Source organism: Ferruginibacter profundus (assembly GCF_054783275.1).
On sequence record NZ_BAAGQW010000002.1, the window covers coordinates 775,387 to 794,028 of the forward strand.

The window sequence follows — 18,642 nt, forward strand, 5'->3', positions numbered from 1 at the left end:
ATAGCGACGTCAAACCGAGATGCCTCTTCGCCAGTGTTAGTAGGTGCAATCCCATGAACGCTGTTGTTGATATGCAGCCGAGCCAATGTTGCTAGGTGCACAAACAACCAGCCCGAAGCCAACAGCAACCCAAACCCTCACTGGCGCAAGTCTTCTGCCGTAGGCAGGCGACTTGTGTCAACTTATCTCAGCGGTCTGTGACCGCAGCATAGTGCAGCAAAAAAACAAACTGCAATAAATTACCACCACCTCTTTCTTATCTACCCTAAACCTTCAACAACTCCCAAACAGCAACCTCCAATCCCTTCGCAATTTTATACAAACTGGTAAGTGTAATATTTCCGCCCTGGCTGGTTATCGTTACCAAACTGGATTTTTCAATATCACATAGTAATGCAAGCTCCTGGAAAGAAAGCTCTTTTTCTTTTCTTTTTTTATCAATGTTCTTCCCAACTGCTTTTACAAATTTTTCCTGTTCTGTCATAAACCAATATTCAGCAATTTTTATAAAAATATCGGTATAATATATCTAACCGATTGGTTTTACTATTATCTTTGTCTTAAATCAGTATAGCATGAACAACAACATCATCCCCCACCTCGAACAACTTTTCGAATCTGCCCCACCCGATACCTTGCGCCGCAGTATCGATCACCTGTTTTATAATTATATCATCAGGGCCGAGGCTTTGCAAAACAACTTTGGTACCATTGCAGAAGACGTGTATTTTCTCCTCAGCTTTTTAGAGCGTGCCGATGAGTTGTGCAGGGAGGAAAAAGAAATGATGTTGCAGGCTAATTAGTCAGCAGCCCCAAACCAATAAAGTATTCCATTTGTTATAGCCCTTGTTCCACATGTTGTTGGTACGGCCACGCTCAATAGCTCGCCGACGTAGGTACAATCGCTTCAATCGTCGTCCCCACTGCAACCAAATCAAAATCTTACATTAGTTACCTTATTTGTAACTCAAATTGCTCCATACTGCTATAGCTTTATCCATTTACCACCTAACTTTGAATGAAAATAACTTATGCGTTATCTTATAGTTTCACTATTATTTTTTACTGCAAATTGTTCTCAGCACGGGCATCAAAATCCCGGCACAAATCATAAAATTGACAGCACCAAATTCTTTGTTCCAAACCTGAAAGCAGAAAATGAAGTTGGAAATATACTTAACGATTGCCTGATGCTTGATAAAGACAGTATTGCAGTAGTTTTAAATGGCCAAAAATACAATATGGGTAATACCATCGAACTCAATGAATTTTTACAACACAATTCGCCTGCTATTGTTAAAAAAAACTTTTATGTAGTTTATGCCAATAACATTTCTGAAAATAAAATCATTGAAATAATCGATATTGTAAAGGCAGCAAAGATTGACAATTATAAAATTGTAAAATCAGGAAGCCTTTTCATACTTCACGAGCCTAAAGAAGAATAGCTTTAATTGCGTTCTTTCGCCGTTGCTGAAGCAACTGTAACTTCGCCGCCGCAGGTATCGCTTCAATCTTTGCCGTCGATTTCTATGACTTAAAAAAATAACACTACAGATGAAACTTGACCTTGTATTTTTTGACGATGATATATTGCTTTCAAAAGAAACGAGAGATGGCATTGTGTGGCAAGACAAATTATTTTATTACAGGAAACATTTATCCTTTAACAACTCCCTTGAACTGCTTGACTATCTTATACTCAACTACAAGCTGACAGATGAAAAGCAGCATATCATCAACCAAAAAATTGCCGACGATTGTACTGCCGCATTTCTGATACATATCAGTAACGATACGCCCAAACAGGTAACAATTACAAATACAAGCCTTGCCTTTTTAAGCAAGCCCGGTGCATTGGTGTATTGGAATGAATGGGATTGGGTGTTGAGAAAAGAAAACGATGACTTTTACCTGTGGGCCTATGTAGGCGGCATTGCAGAAATGGTAAGAGAAATAAAATTGAGCACCGAACAAAAGAATACTTTTTTACTTATTGGCAGATCATTCATTAAAGCACTTGCCGTACAATTACAATTATTTAACTCGCCAGTGTATGAGGACGCCATTAAAGAAAACAGGAAAATAATGTAGCTGGTCAAACGCCTTTCCACAGTTTGTTGCTATGCCGCCAATCCAATGTGCTTGGAGTACCAACAACCAGTCCGAAGCCCATCGCAAAATCCACTGCCGCAATACACCCTTAACTTGTCGTATTAACACAGCCTACAATCTTAAAATAAATTCCATCTTTGTATGGCCAATACATTCAACATCATTTAATCACTTTTTATGAAAAGAATAATTAAAGGATCAACTCTTCCAAAAGCGGTTGCAATAATTGCGGTGCTTTTTTTTACAGCAGTACAGTCGCAAGGGCAAAAAACTAAACCTGTGCAAAGTGGCTATGCGCCTGTTAACGGCACTAAAATTTATTACGAAGTATATGGCAAAGGCAAACCTATTGTGTTACTGCATGGTGCTTTTTACACCATTGCAATGAACTGGGCGGAACTGATTCCTGAATTATCAAAAACAAGAAAAGTAATTGCGATTGAAATGCAGGGCCATGGACATTCACCGTTTTCTGACAGGGAAATGTCGATCACTGCTTTTGCCAGTGATGTAGAAAAAGTGATGGACTACCTGAAAATAGACAGCGCTGATGTGGCAGGCTATAGTATGGGCGGCTCTGTGGCTTACCAGTTTGCGGTACAAAGCCCTAAGCGCCTGAAAAAATTAGTGATCATTTCTTCTACCTACAAAACGGATGGCTGGATGTCTGTAGTAAATAATGCCTTTGATGATTTTAAACCTGAATTTTTTGATAACACCCCACTGCAAACGGGTTATAATGCAGCAGCGCCTGATAAAACAAAATGGAGGAGTTTTTTAAAGCAGATGTTTGATTTTGCCAAAGTGCCCTTTAATGTGGGTGATAGCAATATTGCAAAAATTACTGCGCCTGTTTTACTGATCTCCGGCGACAATGACGGACTGGATAAAATAGAGTTGATGAAAACCTATCAGTTACTGGGCGGCGGTGTGGTTGCCGATATGCAACCCATGCCAAAATCGCAACTGGCCATTGTGCCTTCGCAGGGGCATGTAAGCCTGATGATGCAGACGAAAACGATCCTGGGTTATCTTAATGGTTTTTTAAAATAAGCAGTACCAGGTTTAACAACGGGATGGGGAATAATTTTTCTCCAATACAATTTTCGCTGTTGTTGGTTCGCTCCCGGTTTATAGTTTGCTTCGATGCCAGCAACTGCGGTGAGTAAACTACTGATCAGTTTTTAATTTCTTCTTAACCCCTACCTTAGCAAAAAATATTAACGTTTCGCCATGAAAACTTTTCTATTTATTTCCACAATCTTTATTTTGCTCAGTTGCAATTCGCAATCCACTACCCCTGCCACCAAAGAGATCATTACTAAACAGGAAATACAATGGTGTGTTTCAATGAACATAGACCCGGCAATATTTTCATGGTTACGCATCTATTCCGATTCGGCTGTAAAGCCTTTGCCAAAAAATCTGGACAACATAATTGGTATGGATATGGATATTGACTCCACCTTAAAGCCGGTACCCGGCTTTTTATTCAACGCCAGCAATACCAATTCCAAACAAATTGTGATGAACTTGTATGATGAGCTTAAAAAATTGGGCTACACTATTTGTACAATCGATGATCATTTTGGCCTGGACAAACAGCCGGACGTTCTGGCCATTTTAAAAACAACTGATAAATACCAGGTATTAAAACAATTGCAAACCAACGGTATCAACTGGGAAATTGATAATGATAGTTTATTGCATCTTATTAAAATATTTGATGCGAAATATTCGCTCGACCTAATTGGCGCCTCCGGCGACTGGTGTGAGTTCAGGATAAACAGGGAACCACAAAACTGGTTAACACTGGCCAAAGAAGCTTATAAAGTTTGCCCGGATATTGTAGATCAAGGTGCAGAAACCGTAGAAAAACTGGCTGCAGAAATGAAAAGAACAAAGCGTTTATATTTTTGGTGGGATTAACCTTCGCCGATATTCGTATGCCGCCAGGCCAATACGCCAGGCGTACCAGCAATCAACCCGAAGCCCGCTGCAATTCAAACCAATGAAGTTTTACATTTGTTACAGCCCTGGCGAGCATGTTGTTACTATTAACGCCGTAGCATAGCCGTAACCTGCTGCCGCCAAAAAATAGCCGCTATTCTTCCGCTATATTTTTAATGCGCAGGTTATAGTTGGCCACTTTATCCATTTCGTTGTAAATGTCTACCGGGGTGTACACCACAAAGCCGTTGCCTTCAGGCATTTTCATCCTCACCCCCACACTGTGTACCTCATCTTCTACATTTACATTAATAATTTCAAATGAAGGCACCACGGGAATATTATTGTACTGGTTAACATATTCCAGGAAGTAGTTCCAGGGTTCACGAAAAAACTGGTTGCTGCCGGTAGTGCCATCTTCGTAATAGCGGCTGCCTCTGGCATTGTTAAACACGTATGTTTTTGCTGCCCGTATAAAACTTTCCCCATGCAAAAAGGTTTCTTTATTGGTTTCCTGCATTTTGCCGGTATTCATTGTGGCGCTGAATACTGTTTCATCAATAAGGTCTACCGTGCCGGGCTTTACCACAAATTCTATACGGGAGGTAACGGTGTAGTACCGGTGCTCGTTGTTTAAAATGCCTTCTCGTTTTATTTCAATGTCTTTAGAGATAGCCGGTATTTTCCAATAGCGATAGCGTGTAAGCAGCGATGTTATATTGCCTGCTGCAAGGTCTTCATTGATTTGTTTAGACATGGCTGCAATTTTTTCCAGCACTTTTGCTTTTTCTGCTTTCAGGCTGTCAATACGCCTTTGCTGGTCTTCGCTTTTGCGTTGCTTTTTTAACGTATAATCGGCTGCTGCTTCCTTATCTTTTTTTGCCGCTATTGCCTGCGCTGCCTCAAATTGTTGTACGTAATCTTTTTGGGGTACGGCCGGTACGGGTACTGTGTTTTTAAAATAGAGCGTGCCATCTATCATGCCATCGCCCAGCTTTTTTTCAAATTCCTTAAATGCATTGCCCAGTGTTTCATTCTCCTTTACAATCTTCCTGGAATATTGTTTTTTACCGCCTACATCAAAGTTGGGGTTCGTCCAAAAGGAGGAGGCAAGAAAATAGATATCGTTTTGCGGCCGCAATGCCTCCGGCATTTTTTTATTTTCTGCGGCAGGCATTTCAATCAGCGCAATCATATTCCCGTTCAACTGCAGCCAGGTAACAAAGTACAGGTAAGCCGGTTTTAAAGCTTCGTCATTGTAGTATTCAATAGTTTGCAGCCCTGCCGGATAATTTTGCCGCTGGCTGTATTTTATAACATAGTCTATTTTATCTGCCGGTATTTTTTTTACCAGCTGGTTGTACATAACAGGGTTGTATAAAAACACCAGGGGAATTTTTTCTCCGTTGTACCCGATAGCTACATCGTTGTATACAATATTGGTTTTAAGAATATCCGAAATGTACACCCTTGGTTTTTGTGCACTGGAAATACCGGCTGTAGCAATTAGCAGCACCAGTGCTGCCCCTATTTTTTTCATCTGCTTTTTTTTCAAAAATAAATGTTTACCAAAACCGGGTAAATACCGTGCGGATGGTATTTTACAGCTGTGCGTCGTCGCCTGGGCTTTGAACAACGACGTATATGCCTGAACAGAATGGTGTTGTTGTGGCCCGAGTCCACTGCAACGCAAATGAATGGAGCTTTACATCAGTTACAACCCTTGTTCCGCATGTTGTAGGTACTGCCACGCCCAATAGCTTTGCTTCGACACCAGGCAACGGCATTTGCTGTTGTAACACTGGCAGTCAGCAAATCCAGAAACTTTAATTGCCGTAACTTTTATATTACTTTTTTTGTAACATTATTAAACTTTTATATTACATTCGGTTATCAAAATCCTAATACCTCCCATTCGCAAATACTGCACTCCTTTGCGCCGATGATGCCCCGGAAAATCTGCATTCCATTATTTAAAAAAACAGTTACCTTATTATGTTTAAAATGTTTTCCCTTTCAGCAACCTTACTGCTAACGTCTTTAGTTTGCGCAAGCCAATCCGGCACCCTGGTAGTGGCCGACGATAACAGCTACCGTATTTTTTTACCTTCTGGTTGGGTTAAGCAAGCCAACAATCCGGCCAGCGTTGAGTTTTTAATAATAGCACCGGGCCAAAAAAGTGATTTGACAGCACCCACGCTTAAATTAGAAACCGGCACCTTAAGACAGGGATACGAGAACGCAGATATCAAAGCTATTTCAAGAGGGGAATTAGCCGCCACTCAACAACAGGCGGGCAATACACTTACTGTTATAAGAGACAGCTTTGTGATCATCAACAATAAAACGTGGTGGAATACCATTCTTACCATACCCATTTCAAAAAAGAAGAGCCTTACTTTTTTTACTTATAAAACAATTCATAACAGGAAAACCTATGCATTGGTTTTTTCGGCTGAGGCAAATTTATTTGAGCAATATCTTAGTGAAATATCGGGATATATGGCCTCCATCATGTTTTATACTGCCGATCTCACTACGTATGACAATACAAGTATTGTTACCCCGGCTGCAATAAAAATGCAACTAAAAGATTTTGAAGGTGTATATACCGAAGAGCATCCCGGCTATGTAAATAAAATTGTTATTGGCGATATCGGAGGTGGCCAATATGGCGCTAAAGAGATCAGGCAACTTGTGCAGGATGGTAAAACCTTTACGTTTGAAGCCGTGCTTGCCCCGCAAAATATTTCCGGCAAAACTATTACTTTGAATACAGACGCAGTTATACATGCAGACCTTCCTGTTATGTGGAGCAAAGCCTCATACACACTGGAAAAATCGGCAAATAGTCTTAGGGGAACATTCTTTTCGATCAATAATGCGTTTACGCCCATGGCTGTTGCTTTATTAAAGGAAGGCGGTAACAATGTAGTAAAAGCTGCAGCGGAAAAACCGGTTGTGGCCAAGGCCCCGGTTAACAAGCCTGCAAAGCTTACCAAAACTTATGGCAGCCTGGAAAATTCAACAGAACCGGAAAATATAAAACAGTTTGGTGGTGGCAACGTTACCCGGCAGGGAGATAATTTACTATTGCCACTTAGCAACGGAAAGAACATTACCATCAGCAATAAGGGAAATTTTGGTGATGCCAACTTTGCAGAGTACAGCTACCTGAGATACATAGACGCTTTAAACAGCCACGTTGTGGAAGAGAAGGGGGCTGAAAGTTCCGATTTTGTTTTAGTGAATAAGAATACCGGGGCTACCACAACTATTATGAACCTCAATTATCAATGGTCGCCTTCAAAAAAAGCCTTTGCCATTTTTAACCGTGGCAGTTTGGTAGAACAAACAGAAGAAAGCAGCGTGACTATATTTGAATTTTCTGAGGATGGCATTAAACAGGTTTACCGGGAAGTAACCAGCAATAAAAAAAATAATACGGCCTGGGCACCTGTTGCACTAAAATGGCTGAATGACAATTCTATTGAAATAGACAAAGAAGTATTGGCAGGAACAACCAAAACAAAACCGGCAGGAAAAACCTGGATCGGTTACAAGGCCCTTAAATGGACCCTTGTTCCTTCGGCAAAAGATCTGCCTTACGATGATGGCAGCCTATCCGGTACAGGAGAACCGAAAATAGTACTGGTACCTTCTGCTACTGACAGGATATATACTGGTGGTAAAACTATGGATGAGTTAGGGCAAAAGTTATTATCAGCACTAAAAAACAACGATAAAAAAATGTGGTACAGTTGTATAATGGACAGCACCTACGACAAAGCCATTAAAGTGTTTGATGACATAAGAAATAGCCTGGAGAGGGACGGGCTGGCTAACTGGGGCCTGGTAAAATATAGCAGAACGGCTTTTGACAATAGTGGCATAATAAAAGTAGAATTTGGATATAAAGACAACCTGACAGGCTTTTTTCAAACGCATAAAGCTATTTTATATAAGGGTAAGTATTTGTTAGAAAACCCTTCTGATTATTATGTTATTGCACATCTTACCCGGCATTGAGCAATTTCTGCAATTTCCTTCGCCGGTGCAGGTACAATTGTTTTGATCTTTGCCGTCATCCCGGCTTTTACAAACGACGTATACGGCTTACCGTCACCCACTGGCACCAGTGTTCAACTGAAGGTTGCTCACTGGTGCCTACTAGTCCTGGCTGTTTTTAACCGCAGCATGGTGCAGCGAAAAAAATTGGTACTGCCACGTCCGATAGCTTTGCTTCGATACCAGGCAACGACGTTTGCTGTTGTAACAGTGGCTGCAAATAAAGGCGGCAAACTTACCAACAGTTTTGTAACTTTATATGGTAGCAACTTTATAAACACCCACTCTTTTTTATATGGCAACCTTATACAAAATATTACCGCTGCTGATTGTTATACTTGTTGCCGTATTGATTATTAAAGTTTTCATTCCGCTTTGGTTTAGGTTTAAACTTAAAAGAATAACAAGGCCCAGGCCCATCATCGCCATTGCAGATAAAAATGGTTTCATTATATATTCAATAAACTCAGCGGATACAAAGAGCAGGGAAATAAAATGGAACGAAATAAATAAAATAGACCTGGCCGGTACACAAACATTGCATATAGCATTCCATAATAATACGCTGCTCTCCCTGGAAGAAAAGGAATATACTGGATGGCTTTCATTGCTTAAGGCCATTCCTGCAAACGTACAGGTGAATGAAGCGCTCTCGGCTTACAAAGACACCCGTTTCAGTAATTTATCCTGTTGCAAAGTATGCGGAAAAATTGCTGTTAAAAATAACGAATGCCTCAATTGCATAGCTGATACCTATGAAAAATATTGCAAAGACGCTGAAAGTTTCGGGCAGGAAATCAAAACAGAAAGAGCGTTTATAAAAGAAAATCAACTGGATTGGTTTACCTCTTTTATTGATGGCACAAAAGTTGATTTTTATGCCAAAGAAATATTGTATGATGATTGTGACGGCTGGTCTCCATTAGTTACAGCTTTTGAAGTAATACAATACGACAAAGAACAAAATGCTGATGATCCTTCTTAAAAACGCTTTGCACTTTTAATTGCCGGTTGGAAAGACAGGAACCGGGATTGCTCCTGTGACGCTTTTTGACCACGCCTGTGGCGCTTTTTGACCACGCCTGTGGCGCATTCGAACACGCCACAGGCGTGATCCTACTGAAAAACTTTTTTCAAATACGCCGTATTGGCCCCGTAATTATATTTTGTATCCGAAGGTTTTGTGGCATCCCTGCTGCGTTCAATTACCAGCCAGCCGGTGTAGCCCATTTCGTCTAAACATTTTTTTACTTTGTACATGTCGATCTGCGGATCGTTCTGTAACCACACACTGTCTTTATTGGTGGCATGTATCATGCAGATCCTTTCCTTTCCTAAAGTTTTTAATTCGCTGATCAGATCACGCCCTTCTTTTAACGGGTTGGAAAAATTGAAATAGATTTTTATGGCAGGAGAATTGATCTCTTTTAAGAGTTGCACTTCTTCTTTTGCAGATAATGCGGTTTCAATACCAATAACCACGCCGGCATCCTGCGCCATTTTGCCGGCCACTTTTAATCTTGCAATAACGGAGTCTCTTACTGACGGATTCTTTTTTAAATCGCATTGTACCCCCAATGGAAGAAAAGCAATCTTTACATTCATCAGCTTCATGGTAGTAATGCAATCTTCTATTGATTTCTTATACTCTGCTCTTCCGCAAAATGATTGGGCATAATAACCCGTCATGGCTAAGGAAAATATTTCTACATTATTTTCTTTAGCAGTTTTTAAAAACTGGTTTCGTACAGAATCAATGAGTAATTGGTTATCGAATGTGGGCCTTGTGCCCAAGCCACCCATGTCAACTTCTACCCCATCGGCTTTTAATTGTGCGGTTAAGGTAATGGCGCCGAGCTTTTGTCTTTTTAACAACATCAGGTCGATCAATCCTATTTTATACCGTTGATTGGTTTGCGCCTTGCGGATTTCTTCATTAAATACTTTTTCTAAATTCTCAAATCCATGAATGGCATGTGCCGGTAGTTTTTCTCCCTTATCGCCAAATACATACATGGCCTGTTCCGGTTCTATCGTAATTTTTGATTCGTCAATATTTGCTGAATCGTTTTGTATGGCTTTAATATTAAGGTTTAAATATTTTGCCATGAAATGGTATAAAGGAATGCGCTTGGTGATGCCGAAATCATGTTTGTCTTCAGGCAGGTGTACATTCTGCACGTCGTTTTTTTTGCCATACCAGCTGTACATTTTTTGCAGGTAAGGAAAATCATGTTCGGGCATTTTATCTGTCCAGTCGCCGCCATCGCTGATCAATAATTGCGGGCGGGGTGCTGCCATGGCTGCTATTTCCACATTATCTGTTCTGCCACCGCAACTGTGAATATCCATACCACTTTCGCAGGGGCAACCACCATAGAAATAAGAACTGATGGCCACTACAGGTGCAGAGACTTTTATACGATTATCCAATGCGGTCATTAAAACAGTGTGGCTTCCGGCACCGCTGCCACCGGTTATGGCTACACGACTGGTATCGGCATCTTTTTGTGCCAGTAAGTAATCGAGAATTCGGATGCTGCCCAGTGCCTGTATGGTCATGGATAAACTGCGGCGGTGATCCTCTATTTTAAATTGCAGTAAGGATTCGCCCCAGGCAAAGAGATCGTAACTGAATGCCATGGCGCCCATTTTTGCAAAAGCAGCGCAACGGTACTGGCAATCGGCACGGTAGCGTTGTTTTTCCCAATGGCCATCGGGATTTAATATCACCGGAATTTTGCCCTTGTATTTTGCCGGTTTGTATAAAGACCCATTGATCCATACACCGGGTAAAATTTCTATCGCAATATTTTCAACCGTGTACCCATCATAATTTCTTTTTGGTGTGATGATGGGTTTGTTGTTGGGCAATGCAGGCAAATGTGTTAACTGCAGGGCTTCTTTCATGCAAGGTATTAGTACTGCTTTTCTTTTTTCCCATTCTTCTACCGTTTTGTATTGTGCGGCAATACGGTCTAGTTCGGCCCAGCCTTCTGTGGGCACCCAGCGGTAATATTCATAGGTGCTGAGTTTATATTTTTTATCGCCTTCTTTTTTTACTTTTAACTCCAATGGTGTTAAGATGCTTTCCAGGGTTACTTCCACATCGAGCCGGTATTTCCAATCGGCATAGGTAACTTTTTTATTGGCTACCATGCTGTCGGCAAATTTTATAGTAACACCGTATTTTTTTTGTACGTCGTTGAGCACATCTTTGAGAGGTTTGGTATATTGGTTATCGGTGTTGGGTTGCGCCAGAACGTTGAACCACGAAGACAGGAAGACGCAAAGGAACACGAAGATTTTTCTTAGTGCGCCTTCGTGTCTTTGCGACTTTGTGGTTCCAAAAAATGAAATTGCTATCATAAATATGTTATTATAATTTTAGTTATGCCTGTTTAATTTCCAGTTACTGTATAATAAATTATCGGGTAATACAGGTTTAGGAAAAAATAAACTGGCGAAATAGCCCACCACAATTACCACCAGGTGACTGTACACCCCCAGCATTAATTTATGGTGTGTAAAGTTAAAATTACCTAAATCCAGCAGTAGTGTGGGATTTTTTAACCCGATGGGAGTGCTGGTTAAAAAAGCCCAGGTAGTAAACAGAATGCAGGCAACGATAGCAATGTTCATGCCTTGCCGGTTTGCCCTGGCACTAAAAACACCCAATAAAAATATACCTACAATACCACCGGAAAAAATGGCATAGACAGTAAAAATCAGGTCTATTATTCCTCCACTGCTGAACTTTAAATAAAAATACCCCATACCGATGGCAAAGAAGCAGGATAATAACACCATCATTTTACTGGCGTATAAATTCTCTTTGTCTGTTTTACCGGGCCGCAATTTTTTATAATAATCTTCCATACCTACGGCCGCATTGGAGTTAATATCGGCACTTAAACTACAAATAGCAGCACTTATTAAGGCCGCCACAATAAAACCAATGACACCGGTTGGCAAGTTGGTCATCATAAAATAAGGAAATACCGTTTTGGCCGTAACATCGGCAGGCAGCGGATTTTGTTTATAGTACACAAACAAGGCAGTACCAATAAACATAAAAATCGTCCAGATGGGGACGGTGAGAAAAATGCCCATTAAGGATGCTTTGATGGCGGACCTGTCGGACTTGGCAGTAAGGTATCGTTGCACTACTGTTTGATCGGTAGCATATTTCTGAATGGCATAAAATGCACCATTGATCACCAATACCCAAAAACTTAATGTATCAAATTTAAAATCGTAAGGGCCAAAACCGGTACGGTTATTTGCTGTAGCCACTTTTATCGCTTCCGGTACGCCGCCCTTTATAGCGTATAATAATATTCCGAGACAAATAAATCCACTTGCAAATAACATGAAGCCCTGGAATACATCCAGCCATATCACGGCCTGCATACCGCCTTTTAAATTTAAAACGATCAATACCAATCCCACACACAATAAAATAATTACCGGATCGATATTGGTTAATTTATAAATGGCCAATGCTACTAATGTTAATACAGAACCCATGCCTGCAAATTGCCGGATGATAAACGAGGAGGAAGAGTAATAACGGGCAAATTTCCCAAAACGTTTTTCAAAATATTCGTAGGTACTTAAGCCGATGACTTTGCGAAACAACGGTACAATAAACCAGATGGAACCCAGCAACACAACGGGCACCATGTAACCTTGTAACAGGTAGATCCAGTTGGATTGAAAACCCTGTTCGGGATAGCCTAAAAAAGTATTACTGCTGATCAAAGTAGATAGCAATGATAAGCCCAATGCCCAGGAAGGAAAATTTCCTTTGGAGAGAAAATAATTTTCGGTAGTGGTTTGTTTATTGGCAAAGCGAAACCCGAGGTACAGCGTGATACCTAAAACCAATATGATGATAGTGTAGTCTATAAAATGAAGATGGTTCATGCAATCGTTGTTTTGAACCACTAAGGCACAAAGGCGCAAAGCAGCACTAAGTTTATTGGTATAATTTCACTATTTCATCAGGTAGTTTATAGCTGCCTGGTTTTACGGTGATAAACAGATCTCCAGCTTTCATTCGCACTACGCCCCTGCTTAATTCATTTACCGGCGATAGTTTTTTAATATTCAGTTCTTCCAACACAGCAGCAGCAGTTGAGCCGCCTTCAATAAAAATCTCTTTCACATTTTCTCTTACCACAATTTCCTTTACCGCTTTTGCCATGGCAGTGCGTAATGCCAAAGCTGATTGGGGTGATTCATCAATGGCTATTACTACTTTGCGTTTTTCCTTAATGATGTTGCAGGTTTGTTGTAACCATTTGTCATCAATTGTGTCAGGCAGATAAGCACAACAACCTGTTTTTTTAATGAACTCTTTTCGTTCTTCAAAAGCAGTACCACATACATACAAATGTGGTGATTGCGATTGAAATTTTTGTTGCGGCTGTGCCTGGTATTTTTTTTCCAGCAAGGCGGTATAAAAATCTCCTGCTCCTGCCAGCATCCACGATTCATCTATTGTGGCCGCCCATGCATCTATATCTGCAGTACTTTCTGCTTCGCCTATTACTATTCCTTCAACAGGCAACCAGTCATCATGCTTTAACACCTGCACTGTTTCATCATTTACCATTGCAGTAACCTTTGCACTGCGGATAGGAAATTCGGGATCATTGATAAAGCCAGTCTCCGTAATTTTTTTTCCGCTGATAAAATATTCGCCCTTGCTGATGGTTCTTTGTAAGGATGGATTAGCAGGACAAATGAAGGCCTTATTTTTCTCACACAACTCCATCTGTACTTTTGCCTCATCCATCACATAGCCACGCAACACAGAATCAATCTTTTTATACCATACTGCGGGGTCAAACTTCAATAATGCTTCCACCGCATCGGCGGTACAATAAACAGCTGCTGCTTTTTGCATTGAACGGCTATCCGTACACGCAATTACCACATCGGCATTGGCATCAATGGTATTATCCAGGCAAACGCTTACCGACAATCCATAGCGCAGGCTGATGCCAGCCAATTCGGCTGCACCGGTAAAATCATCTGCGATTACTGCGACCATGCCCTTAACCCTTAAAGGTGAATTTTAGTGTCTGAAAATTAAATACCATTATTAATTTCTAAACTATTTTCTTTTCTGTACTTACTTAATTGTACGGCACTTTCTATAGCTAATACCATTGCATCTGCACTGGCAATGCCCTTACCTGCAATTTCAAATGCCGTACCATGATCAACTGATGTGCGGATGATGGGCAAGCCCATGGTAATATTTACTCCCTTCACACTATCCATCTGATTTTTTTCACTGTTCCATTTAAAGCCGGTGAGTTTAAAGGGAATATGCCCCTGGTCGTGGTACATGGCCACCACGCCACCATAGTAGCCTGTTGCAGCTTTGGCAAACATGGTATCGGGTGGTACCGGACCTTCCACATCATAACCCAAACGTTTGGCTTCTTCTACTGCCGGCAAAATTTCCTGGTCATCTTCGGTGCCAAATAAACCACTGTCACCTGCATGCGGATTTAATCCTGCAATACCGATCTTTAAATTTTTCTCTCCCAGGCTCAGCATACCGTTGTACAATAATTCCGTTACCTGCAAGATGCGGTCTTTTTTTACGAGATCACATGCCTGGCGTAATGACACATGCGTAGATACATGGATCACTTTCATTTTATCTTCCACCAATAACATGGCGTATTTTTTGGTGTTGGTGAAGTGAGCATAGATTTCTGTATGCCCGGCAAAATGATGCCCTGCCAGGTTGATAGATTTTTTGTTGATGGGGCCGGTTACGGTGGCATCCACTTCTTTTGCCAGTGCCAGTTCAATTACTTTTTTTACCGATTGAAAAGCGGCTTCACCACACATGGCAGCAATTTCGCCGAAGACTAATTTATCAATAGCAACATTTTTTAAATCGAGTACATCAATAGTACCCCATTTAAATTTTGCATCCGCAACTTTATCAATGGCATGTACGGTTGCTTTTAATTGCAGTAATGAAATGATCTGTTCAAACACTTTTGCATCACCAACAATAATGGGTTTGCATATGGCATGTATACCTTCCTGTAATAATGCTTTTACTGCAATCTCGGGACCAATGCTTGCAGGGTCGCCCATGGTAATTGCTATGATAGGAAGCCCCCCCGCCCCTGAAGGGGAACCTTGCAGCACTTCTTTTTTTTCTGTAGTCATTTTTAAATAGTTAGTCCTTACTAAGAAATATTTTTAAGGTTTTGTATCAATTTATTTTCTTCTTCTATATCCATGGGTTGCAACGGCGGCATTACTACAGCTTCGCACAAACCTTTTTCTTTCATTAATACTTTTAATGCCCATAAACTTTCGCCCAACGTTTTATCTGCCTGGTATACATTGCCATATTTATCGCTTAATTGCTGCATGGCGTATACTTCTTTAAAATCATTTTGTGTAAATGCATTCCACATGGCGGAATAAATTTCCGGTGCCAGGTTACCCGTGCTGGGAATTAATCCGTGACTGCCACCTATTAATGCGATGGCAGATTTTGCAGCCCATCCTAAAAAGTGGCCGAAGTCCCTCCTGTCTTTCCACAGCTCCAATGATTTCATTAGTCTTTCTTCGCTGCGTTCAGAATCTTTTACCGCAACAATATTCGGATGCATGCTTAATTCATCAATCACTTCCAGCGGAATACTCATATGTGTGGTTGCCGGAATATTGTAAATGATCAATGGCAGTGGAATTGTATCCGCAAGATCTGCAAAATATTTTTGCATCTGTGCATTGTTCAATGCATAGTAAGAAGGTAATGTTGCAGCTACCGCATCAACTGCATTATCTGCACAGCGTTTTGCAAACTCTACCGATTCTTTGCATACATTGGAAGAAATACCGGCGTATAAAACAGTACCGGCTTTTTTATTTTTTGCGGCCGCTTTTAAATAATCCGTTTTTATGGAATCAGATAAAGATGCTGATTCACCGGTGGTACCTAATATGAACGGAGCAATATTATGTTCGTAGAAATTGGCAAATATTTTTTCTACTGCAGATTCATCCAGTGTATAGTCTTTTGTCAGCGGCGTTATAGCCGGCACAATGATACCTTTATATTTTTTACCCCCAACCCCTGAAGAGGCGTTACTGAGCGATTCTATATTTTGCGATCCCATACTTTCATTTCAGGTTTTATTGTTCATTTTTTATTCGCCTGCACCATTCCCCACAGGGGTCAGTGGTTAATAGGCCGCTTTATAAATTCCTATGGCGTCCTGTTCCGTAATTTCTCTTGGATTATTCTTTAATAACCGCTGTATCTTCAAGGCATCAACAGCCATTTGCGGTATTGCAGATTCCGGCACATTCACTTCCCTTAATGTTGCAGGAATACCGCAAGCTTTAATCAGCGCTCTTATTTTTTGTACGCCTGCATAAGCCGTTGCGGTATCACTGCCCTGCCTTTCGCAACCCAGTGCTATTGCCACATCTGCATAACGATTTGGTGCCGCAGGAATATTGAATTGCATAACGTAAGGTAACAACAATGCATTGGATAAGCCATGCGCCAAATGAAACATACTTCCTAATGGATAACTTAACGCATGCACTCCTGCTGTGTTCACCGGCCCCAGACAAAAACCGCCGAGCAAACTTCCCATCGCTACCTTTTCCCTGGCCTCAATATTGCTACCGTCATTTACAGCGGTTACAATATGTGCCGCTATCAACCGCATGCCTTCATACGCATACATGTCAATGAAGGGTTGCGCAAATTTATTGGTGTACGCTTCCAGGCAATGGGTTAAGGCATCCAGGCCTGTCGCTGCTGTTATTGCAGGTGGTACGCTTATCGTTAATAACGGATCTACATACACTATATCGGGCACTAAAAAAGGACTGATGATTCCTTTTTTCTGATGGTCATCATCCACTAAAATAGCATTGGGAGACACTTCGCTACCTGTGCCTGACGTAGCGGGTACACAAATCAGTTTCTTCTTTCTGCCATTCAACAAACCGATACCTACATAGTCTTTCAATTGTTGTTCATTTTCCAATTGTGCAGCTACCAATTTGGCGATATCCAGTACACTGCCGCCGCCAATACCAATCACCACATCCGGATTGAAAGGTGCTACTGTTTGCATGAGTTTTTCAAAATCTGCAAAGGAGGGTTCCTGCATAATAGAAGTATCGGTTACAACTTCAACATTATTATTTTTTAATGCTGCTGTAAAATCGGCTAAAACATTTTGTAATGGTGCAATGGTGGCAATAAAAACTTTTGTAGGTTTTAATTGCAGTACTTCTTCAGTTAACTGTTCTAATGATCCGCTGCCAAAAATTAATTTGCCGGGGAAGATAATTTGCAATCGTTGAGTCATTCTGTTATTCTATGTCTTAAAAAAATTGTTGGGCTAAAGCCCTGGTCTATATTTACTCTTATCCCCGGGCTAAAGGCCGGGGCAAGTCATTATATCGCTGCATCCAACGGATATTTTGGTAACATTAATTGCTCAATATCCACGGGCTTGATAGCTAATTTTTCGCACCACATTTTAAAGCTATCATGTATTTCATCTAATGTTTTCTTTTGATCGGGTGTTAATTCCAATGCAGTTGCCCTGCTGATCGTTCTAACAGGCAAACCTCTTTTACGCAAAAAATATTTAGCACTCATGGGATATGCCCCATGTATCAGCGGGTCAACACGACTGATCTCTGCCTGCAGCCATTTTACTGCTTCCAGTTTTGCAGGATCATTGGCATTGTTCACCATCCACACCAATATCTCCGGGTAAAAATTTCCACTGATGGAAGACATTCCCTTTGCACCCATTTGCAAACTGTACATGGCATTAGGTGAATGGGCATCAAAAAACTCTAAATTTGATTTTGTTGTCTTTACAATATCAATTTTGGCTTTTACTTTTTCTAAATCAATAGAAGTGTCTTTATGATACACCAACCGGTTGGCTGCTAATAATGTTTTAAAAACATCCGGACCGATGATTCTTTTGTATGGCGCCGGGCATTCATACATCCCCAACGGAATGTTGCCGGTAAGTTTGAACATGCGCTCAAAATTTTTGAGCAATATATCATCACTGTCTTCCACATTGGCATAATGGCCGGTGATTAGTATCACGGCATCAATGCCGGTATCGTATATTTTTTTTGCAAACTCTGCTTTATCATTCACCGTTAATCCAAACGAACCTGTTGCCACCACCGGCACACGGCCATTTACATACCGTACAATATGCTGTGTTAATTCCAGCCGTTCATCTTCGGTAATGCTGTACATTTCACTGCTGAGGCAGTTGGCAAAAAAACCTTTTACGCCAGCCGCTAAATAAAAATCAACGAGGTTACTTACTACGTCCAGGTCAACTTTTGCTTTTAAGTTGAATGGCGTTATCATTACCGGGACAAATTTTGTATCAGTCATATCATGTCTTTTTGGTGTACATCGGAATTGTATTCCGATCCTTTATAAAAGCCGAAACGGAA

16 protein-coding genes are annotated in these 18,642 nt (G+C 40.9%); 7 read left to right on the plus strand and 9 right to left on the minus strand.

The features are described from left to right. Positions 1 to 265: 265 nt before the first annotated feature. Complete coding sequence (locus ACYVM0_RS13520) at positions 266 to 484, minus strand: helix-turn-helix domain-containing protein (protein ID WP_460557867.1); 219 nt, start codon at positions 482 to 484, stop codon at positions 266 to 268. Between the two features lie 91 nt (positions 485 to 575). Between ACYVM0_RS13520 and ACYVM0_RS13525 the strand changes: the two genes are divergently transcribed. The 5 genes from ACYVM0_RS13525 (at position 576) to ACYVM0_RS13545 (ending at position 4,044) form a co-directional block, all read left to right on the plus strand. Next, complete coding sequence (locus ACYVM0_RS13525; RefSeq protein WP_460557868.1) at positions 576 to 803, plus strand: hypothetical protein; 228 nt, start codon at positions 576 to 578, stop codon at positions 801 to 803. A gap of 228 nt (positions 804 to 1,031) precedes the next feature. Beyond that, on the plus strand, positions 1,032 to 1,448 hold the full coding sequence (locus tag ACYVM0_RS13530) for a hypothetical protein (protein WP_460557869.1): 417 nt from the start codon (positions 1,032 to 1,034) through the stop codon (positions 1,446 to 1,448). 109 nt (positions 1,449 to 1,557) lie between these two features. Further along, positions 1,558 to 2,094 (plus strand): hypothetical protein, encoded by a 537-nt coding sequence (locus ACYVM0_RS13535; RefSeq protein WP_460557870.1) that lies wholly within the window; start codon positions 1,558 to 1,560, stop codon positions 2,092 to 2,094. A 198-nt stretch (positions 2,095 to 2,292) separates the two neighbouring features. Further along, positions 2,293 to 3,168 (plus strand): alpha/beta fold hydrolase, encoded by an 876-nt coding sequence (locus ACYVM0_RS13540; protein ID WP_460557871.1) that lies wholly within the window; start codon positions 2,293 to 2,295, stop codon positions 3,166 to 3,168. A gap of 180 nt (positions 3,169 to 3,348) precedes the next feature. Then, the gene (locus tag ACYVM0_RS13545) at positions 3,349 to 4,044 is read left to right on the plus strand and encodes a DUF4253 domain-containing protein (protein WP_460557872.1); all 696 of its coding nucleotides are present in this window, start codon (positions 3,349 to 3,351) and stop codon (positions 4,042 to 4,044) included. Positions 4,045 to 4,219: 175 nt separating this feature from the next. Here ACYVM0_RS13545 and ACYVM0_RS13550 read toward each other — a convergent pair whose 3' ends face one another. Further along, positions 4,220 to 5,605: a hypothetical protein gene (locus tag ACYVM0_RS13550; protein WP_460557873.1), complete on the minus strand. Its 1,386-nt coding sequence runs from the start codon at positions 5,603 to 5,605 to the stop codon at positions 4,220 to 4,222. Positions 5,606 to 6,060: 455 nt separating this feature from the next. Here ACYVM0_RS13550 and ACYVM0_RS13555 point away from each other — a divergent pair, with 455 nt between their 5' ends. Continuing rightward, on the plus strand, positions 6,061 to 8,094 hold the full coding sequence (locus ACYVM0_RS13555) for a hypothetical protein (protein WP_460557874.1): 2,034 nt from the start codon (positions 6,061 to 6,063) through the stop codon (positions 8,092 to 8,094). 334 nt (positions 8,095 to 8,428) lie between these two features. Next, a complete protein-coding gene (locus tag ACYVM0_RS13560; protein WP_460557875.1) occupies positions 8,429 to 9,118 on the plus strand; it encodes a hypothetical protein in 690 nt (229 codons plus the stop codon). A gap of 131 nt (positions 9,119 to 9,249) precedes the next feature. Here the strand turns inward: ACYVM0_RS13560 and ACYVM0_RS13565 are convergent, their stop codons facing one another. The 7 genes from ACYVM0_RS13565 to ACYVM0_RS13595 form a co-directional block, all read right to left on the minus strand. Next, positions 9,250 to 11,502: a TIM barrel protein gene (locus tag ACYVM0_RS13565; RefSeq protein WP_460557876.1), complete on the minus strand. Its 2,253-nt coding sequence runs from the start codon at positions 11,500 to 11,502 to the stop codon at positions 9,250 to 9,252. An 18-nt stretch (positions 11,503 to 11,520) separates the two neighbouring features. Next, a complete protein-coding gene (locus tag ACYVM0_RS13570) occupies positions 11,521 to 13,062 on the minus strand; it encodes a sodium:solute symporter family protein (protein ID WP_460557877.1) in 1,542 nt (513 codons plus the stop codon). A gap of 52 nt (positions 13,063 to 13,114) precedes the next feature. Next, positions 13,115 to 14,194, minus strand: coding sequence for a four-carbon acid sugar kinase family protein (locus ACYVM0_RS13575; protein ID WP_460557878.1), 1,080 nt, complete (start codon positions 14,192 to 14,194; stop codon positions 13,115 to 13,117). Positions 14,195 to 14,232: 38 nt separating this feature from the next. Beyond that, positions 14,233 to 15,339 (minus strand): PdxA family dehydrogenase, encoded by a 1,107-nt coding sequence (gene pdxA, locus ACYVM0_RS13580; RefSeq protein ID WP_460557879.1) that lies wholly within the window; start codon positions 15,337 to 15,339, stop codon positions 14,233 to 14,235. A gap of 20 nt (positions 15,340 to 15,359) precedes the next feature. After that, positions 15,360 to 16,301 (minus strand): dihydrodipicolinate synthase family protein, encoded by a 942-nt coding sequence (locus ACYVM0_RS13585; RefSeq protein ID WP_460557880.1) that lies wholly within the window; start codon positions 16,299 to 16,301, stop codon positions 15,360 to 15,362. Positions 16,302 to 16,367: 66 nt separating this feature from the next. Next, a complete protein-coding gene (locus ACYVM0_RS13590) occupies positions 16,368 to 17,513 on the minus strand; it encodes an iron-containing alcohol dehydrogenase (RefSeq protein ID WP_460557881.1) in 1,146 nt (381 codons plus the stop codon). An 89-nt stretch (positions 17,514 to 17,602) separates the two neighbouring features. Further along, positions 17,603 to 18,580 (minus strand): dihydrodipicolinate synthase family protein, encoded by a 978-nt coding sequence (locus tag ACYVM0_RS13595; RefSeq protein WP_460557882.1) that lies wholly within the window; start codon positions 18,578 to 18,580, stop codon positions 17,603 to 17,605. Between the last annotated feature and the right edge of the window lie 62 nt (positions 18,581 to 18,642).

Excerpts from the sequence above, each read along its gene's own strand:
- ACYVM0_RS13535 (WP_460557870.1), top strand. The coding sequence starts at position 1,558 with ATGAAACTTGACCTTGTATTTTTTGACGATGATATATTGCTTTCAAAA.
- ACYVM0_RS13545 (WP_460557872.1), top strand. The coding sequence starts at position 3,349 with ATGAAAACTTTTCTATTTATTTCCACAATCTTTATTTTGCTCAGTTGC.
- ACYVM0_RS13520 (WP_460557867.1), bottom strand. The coding sequence starts at position 484 with ATGACAGAACAGGAAAAATTTGTAAAAGCAGTTGGGAAGAACATTGAT.
- ACYVM0_RS13555 (WP_460557874.1), top strand. The coding sequence starts at position 6,061 with ATGTTTAAAATGTTTTCCCTTTCAGCAACCTTACTGCTAACGTCTTTA.
- ACYVM0_RS13575 (WP_460557878.1), bottom strand. The coding sequence starts at position 14,194 with ATGGTCGCAGTAATCGCAGATGATTTTACCGGTGCAGCCGAATTGGCT.
- ACYVM0_RS13565 (WP_460557876.1), bottom strand. The coding sequence starts at position 11,502 with ATGATAGCAATTTCATTTTTTGGAACCACAAAGTCGCAAAGACACGAA.
- ACYVM0_RS13590 (WP_460557881.1), bottom strand. The coding sequence starts at position 17,513 with ATGACTCAACGATTGCAAATTATCTTCCCCGGCAAATTAATTTTTGGC.
- ACYVM0_RS13525 (WP_460557868.1), top strand. The coding sequence starts at position 576 with ATGAACAACAACATCATCCCCCACCTCGAACAACTTTTCGAATCTGCC.
- ACYVM0_RS13530 (WP_460557869.1), top strand. The coding sequence starts at position 1,032 with ATGCGTTATCTTATAGTTTCACTATTATTTTTTACTGCAAATTGTTCT.
- ACYVM0_RS13540 (WP_460557871.1), top strand. The coding sequence starts at position 2,293 with ATGAAAAGAATAATTAAAGGATCAACTCTTCCAAAAGCGGTTGCAATA.
- pdxA (WP_460557879.1), bottom strand. The coding sequence starts at position 15,339 with ATGACTACAGAAAAAAAAGAAGTGCTGCAAGGTTCCCCTTCAGGGGCG.
- ACYVM0_RS13585 (WP_460557880.1), bottom strand. The coding sequence starts at position 16,301 with ATGGGATCGCAAAATATAGAATCGCTCAGTAACGCCTCTTCAGGGGTT.
- ACYVM0_RS13560 (WP_460557875.1), top strand. The coding sequence starts at position 8,429 with ATGGCAACCTTATACAAAATATTACCGCTGCTGATTGTTATACTTGTT.
- ACYVM0_RS13595 (WP_460557882.1), bottom strand. The coding sequence starts at position 18,580 with ATGACTGATACAAAATTTGTCCCGGTAATGATAACGCCATTCAACTTA.
- ACYVM0_RS13550 (WP_460557873.1), bottom strand. The coding sequence starts at position 5,605 with ATGAAAAAAATAGGGGCAGCACTGGTGCTGCTAATTGCTACAGCCGGT.
- ACYVM0_RS13570 (WP_460557877.1), bottom strand. The coding sequence starts at position 13,062 with ATGAACCATCTTCATTTTATAGACTACACTATCATCATATTGGTTTTA.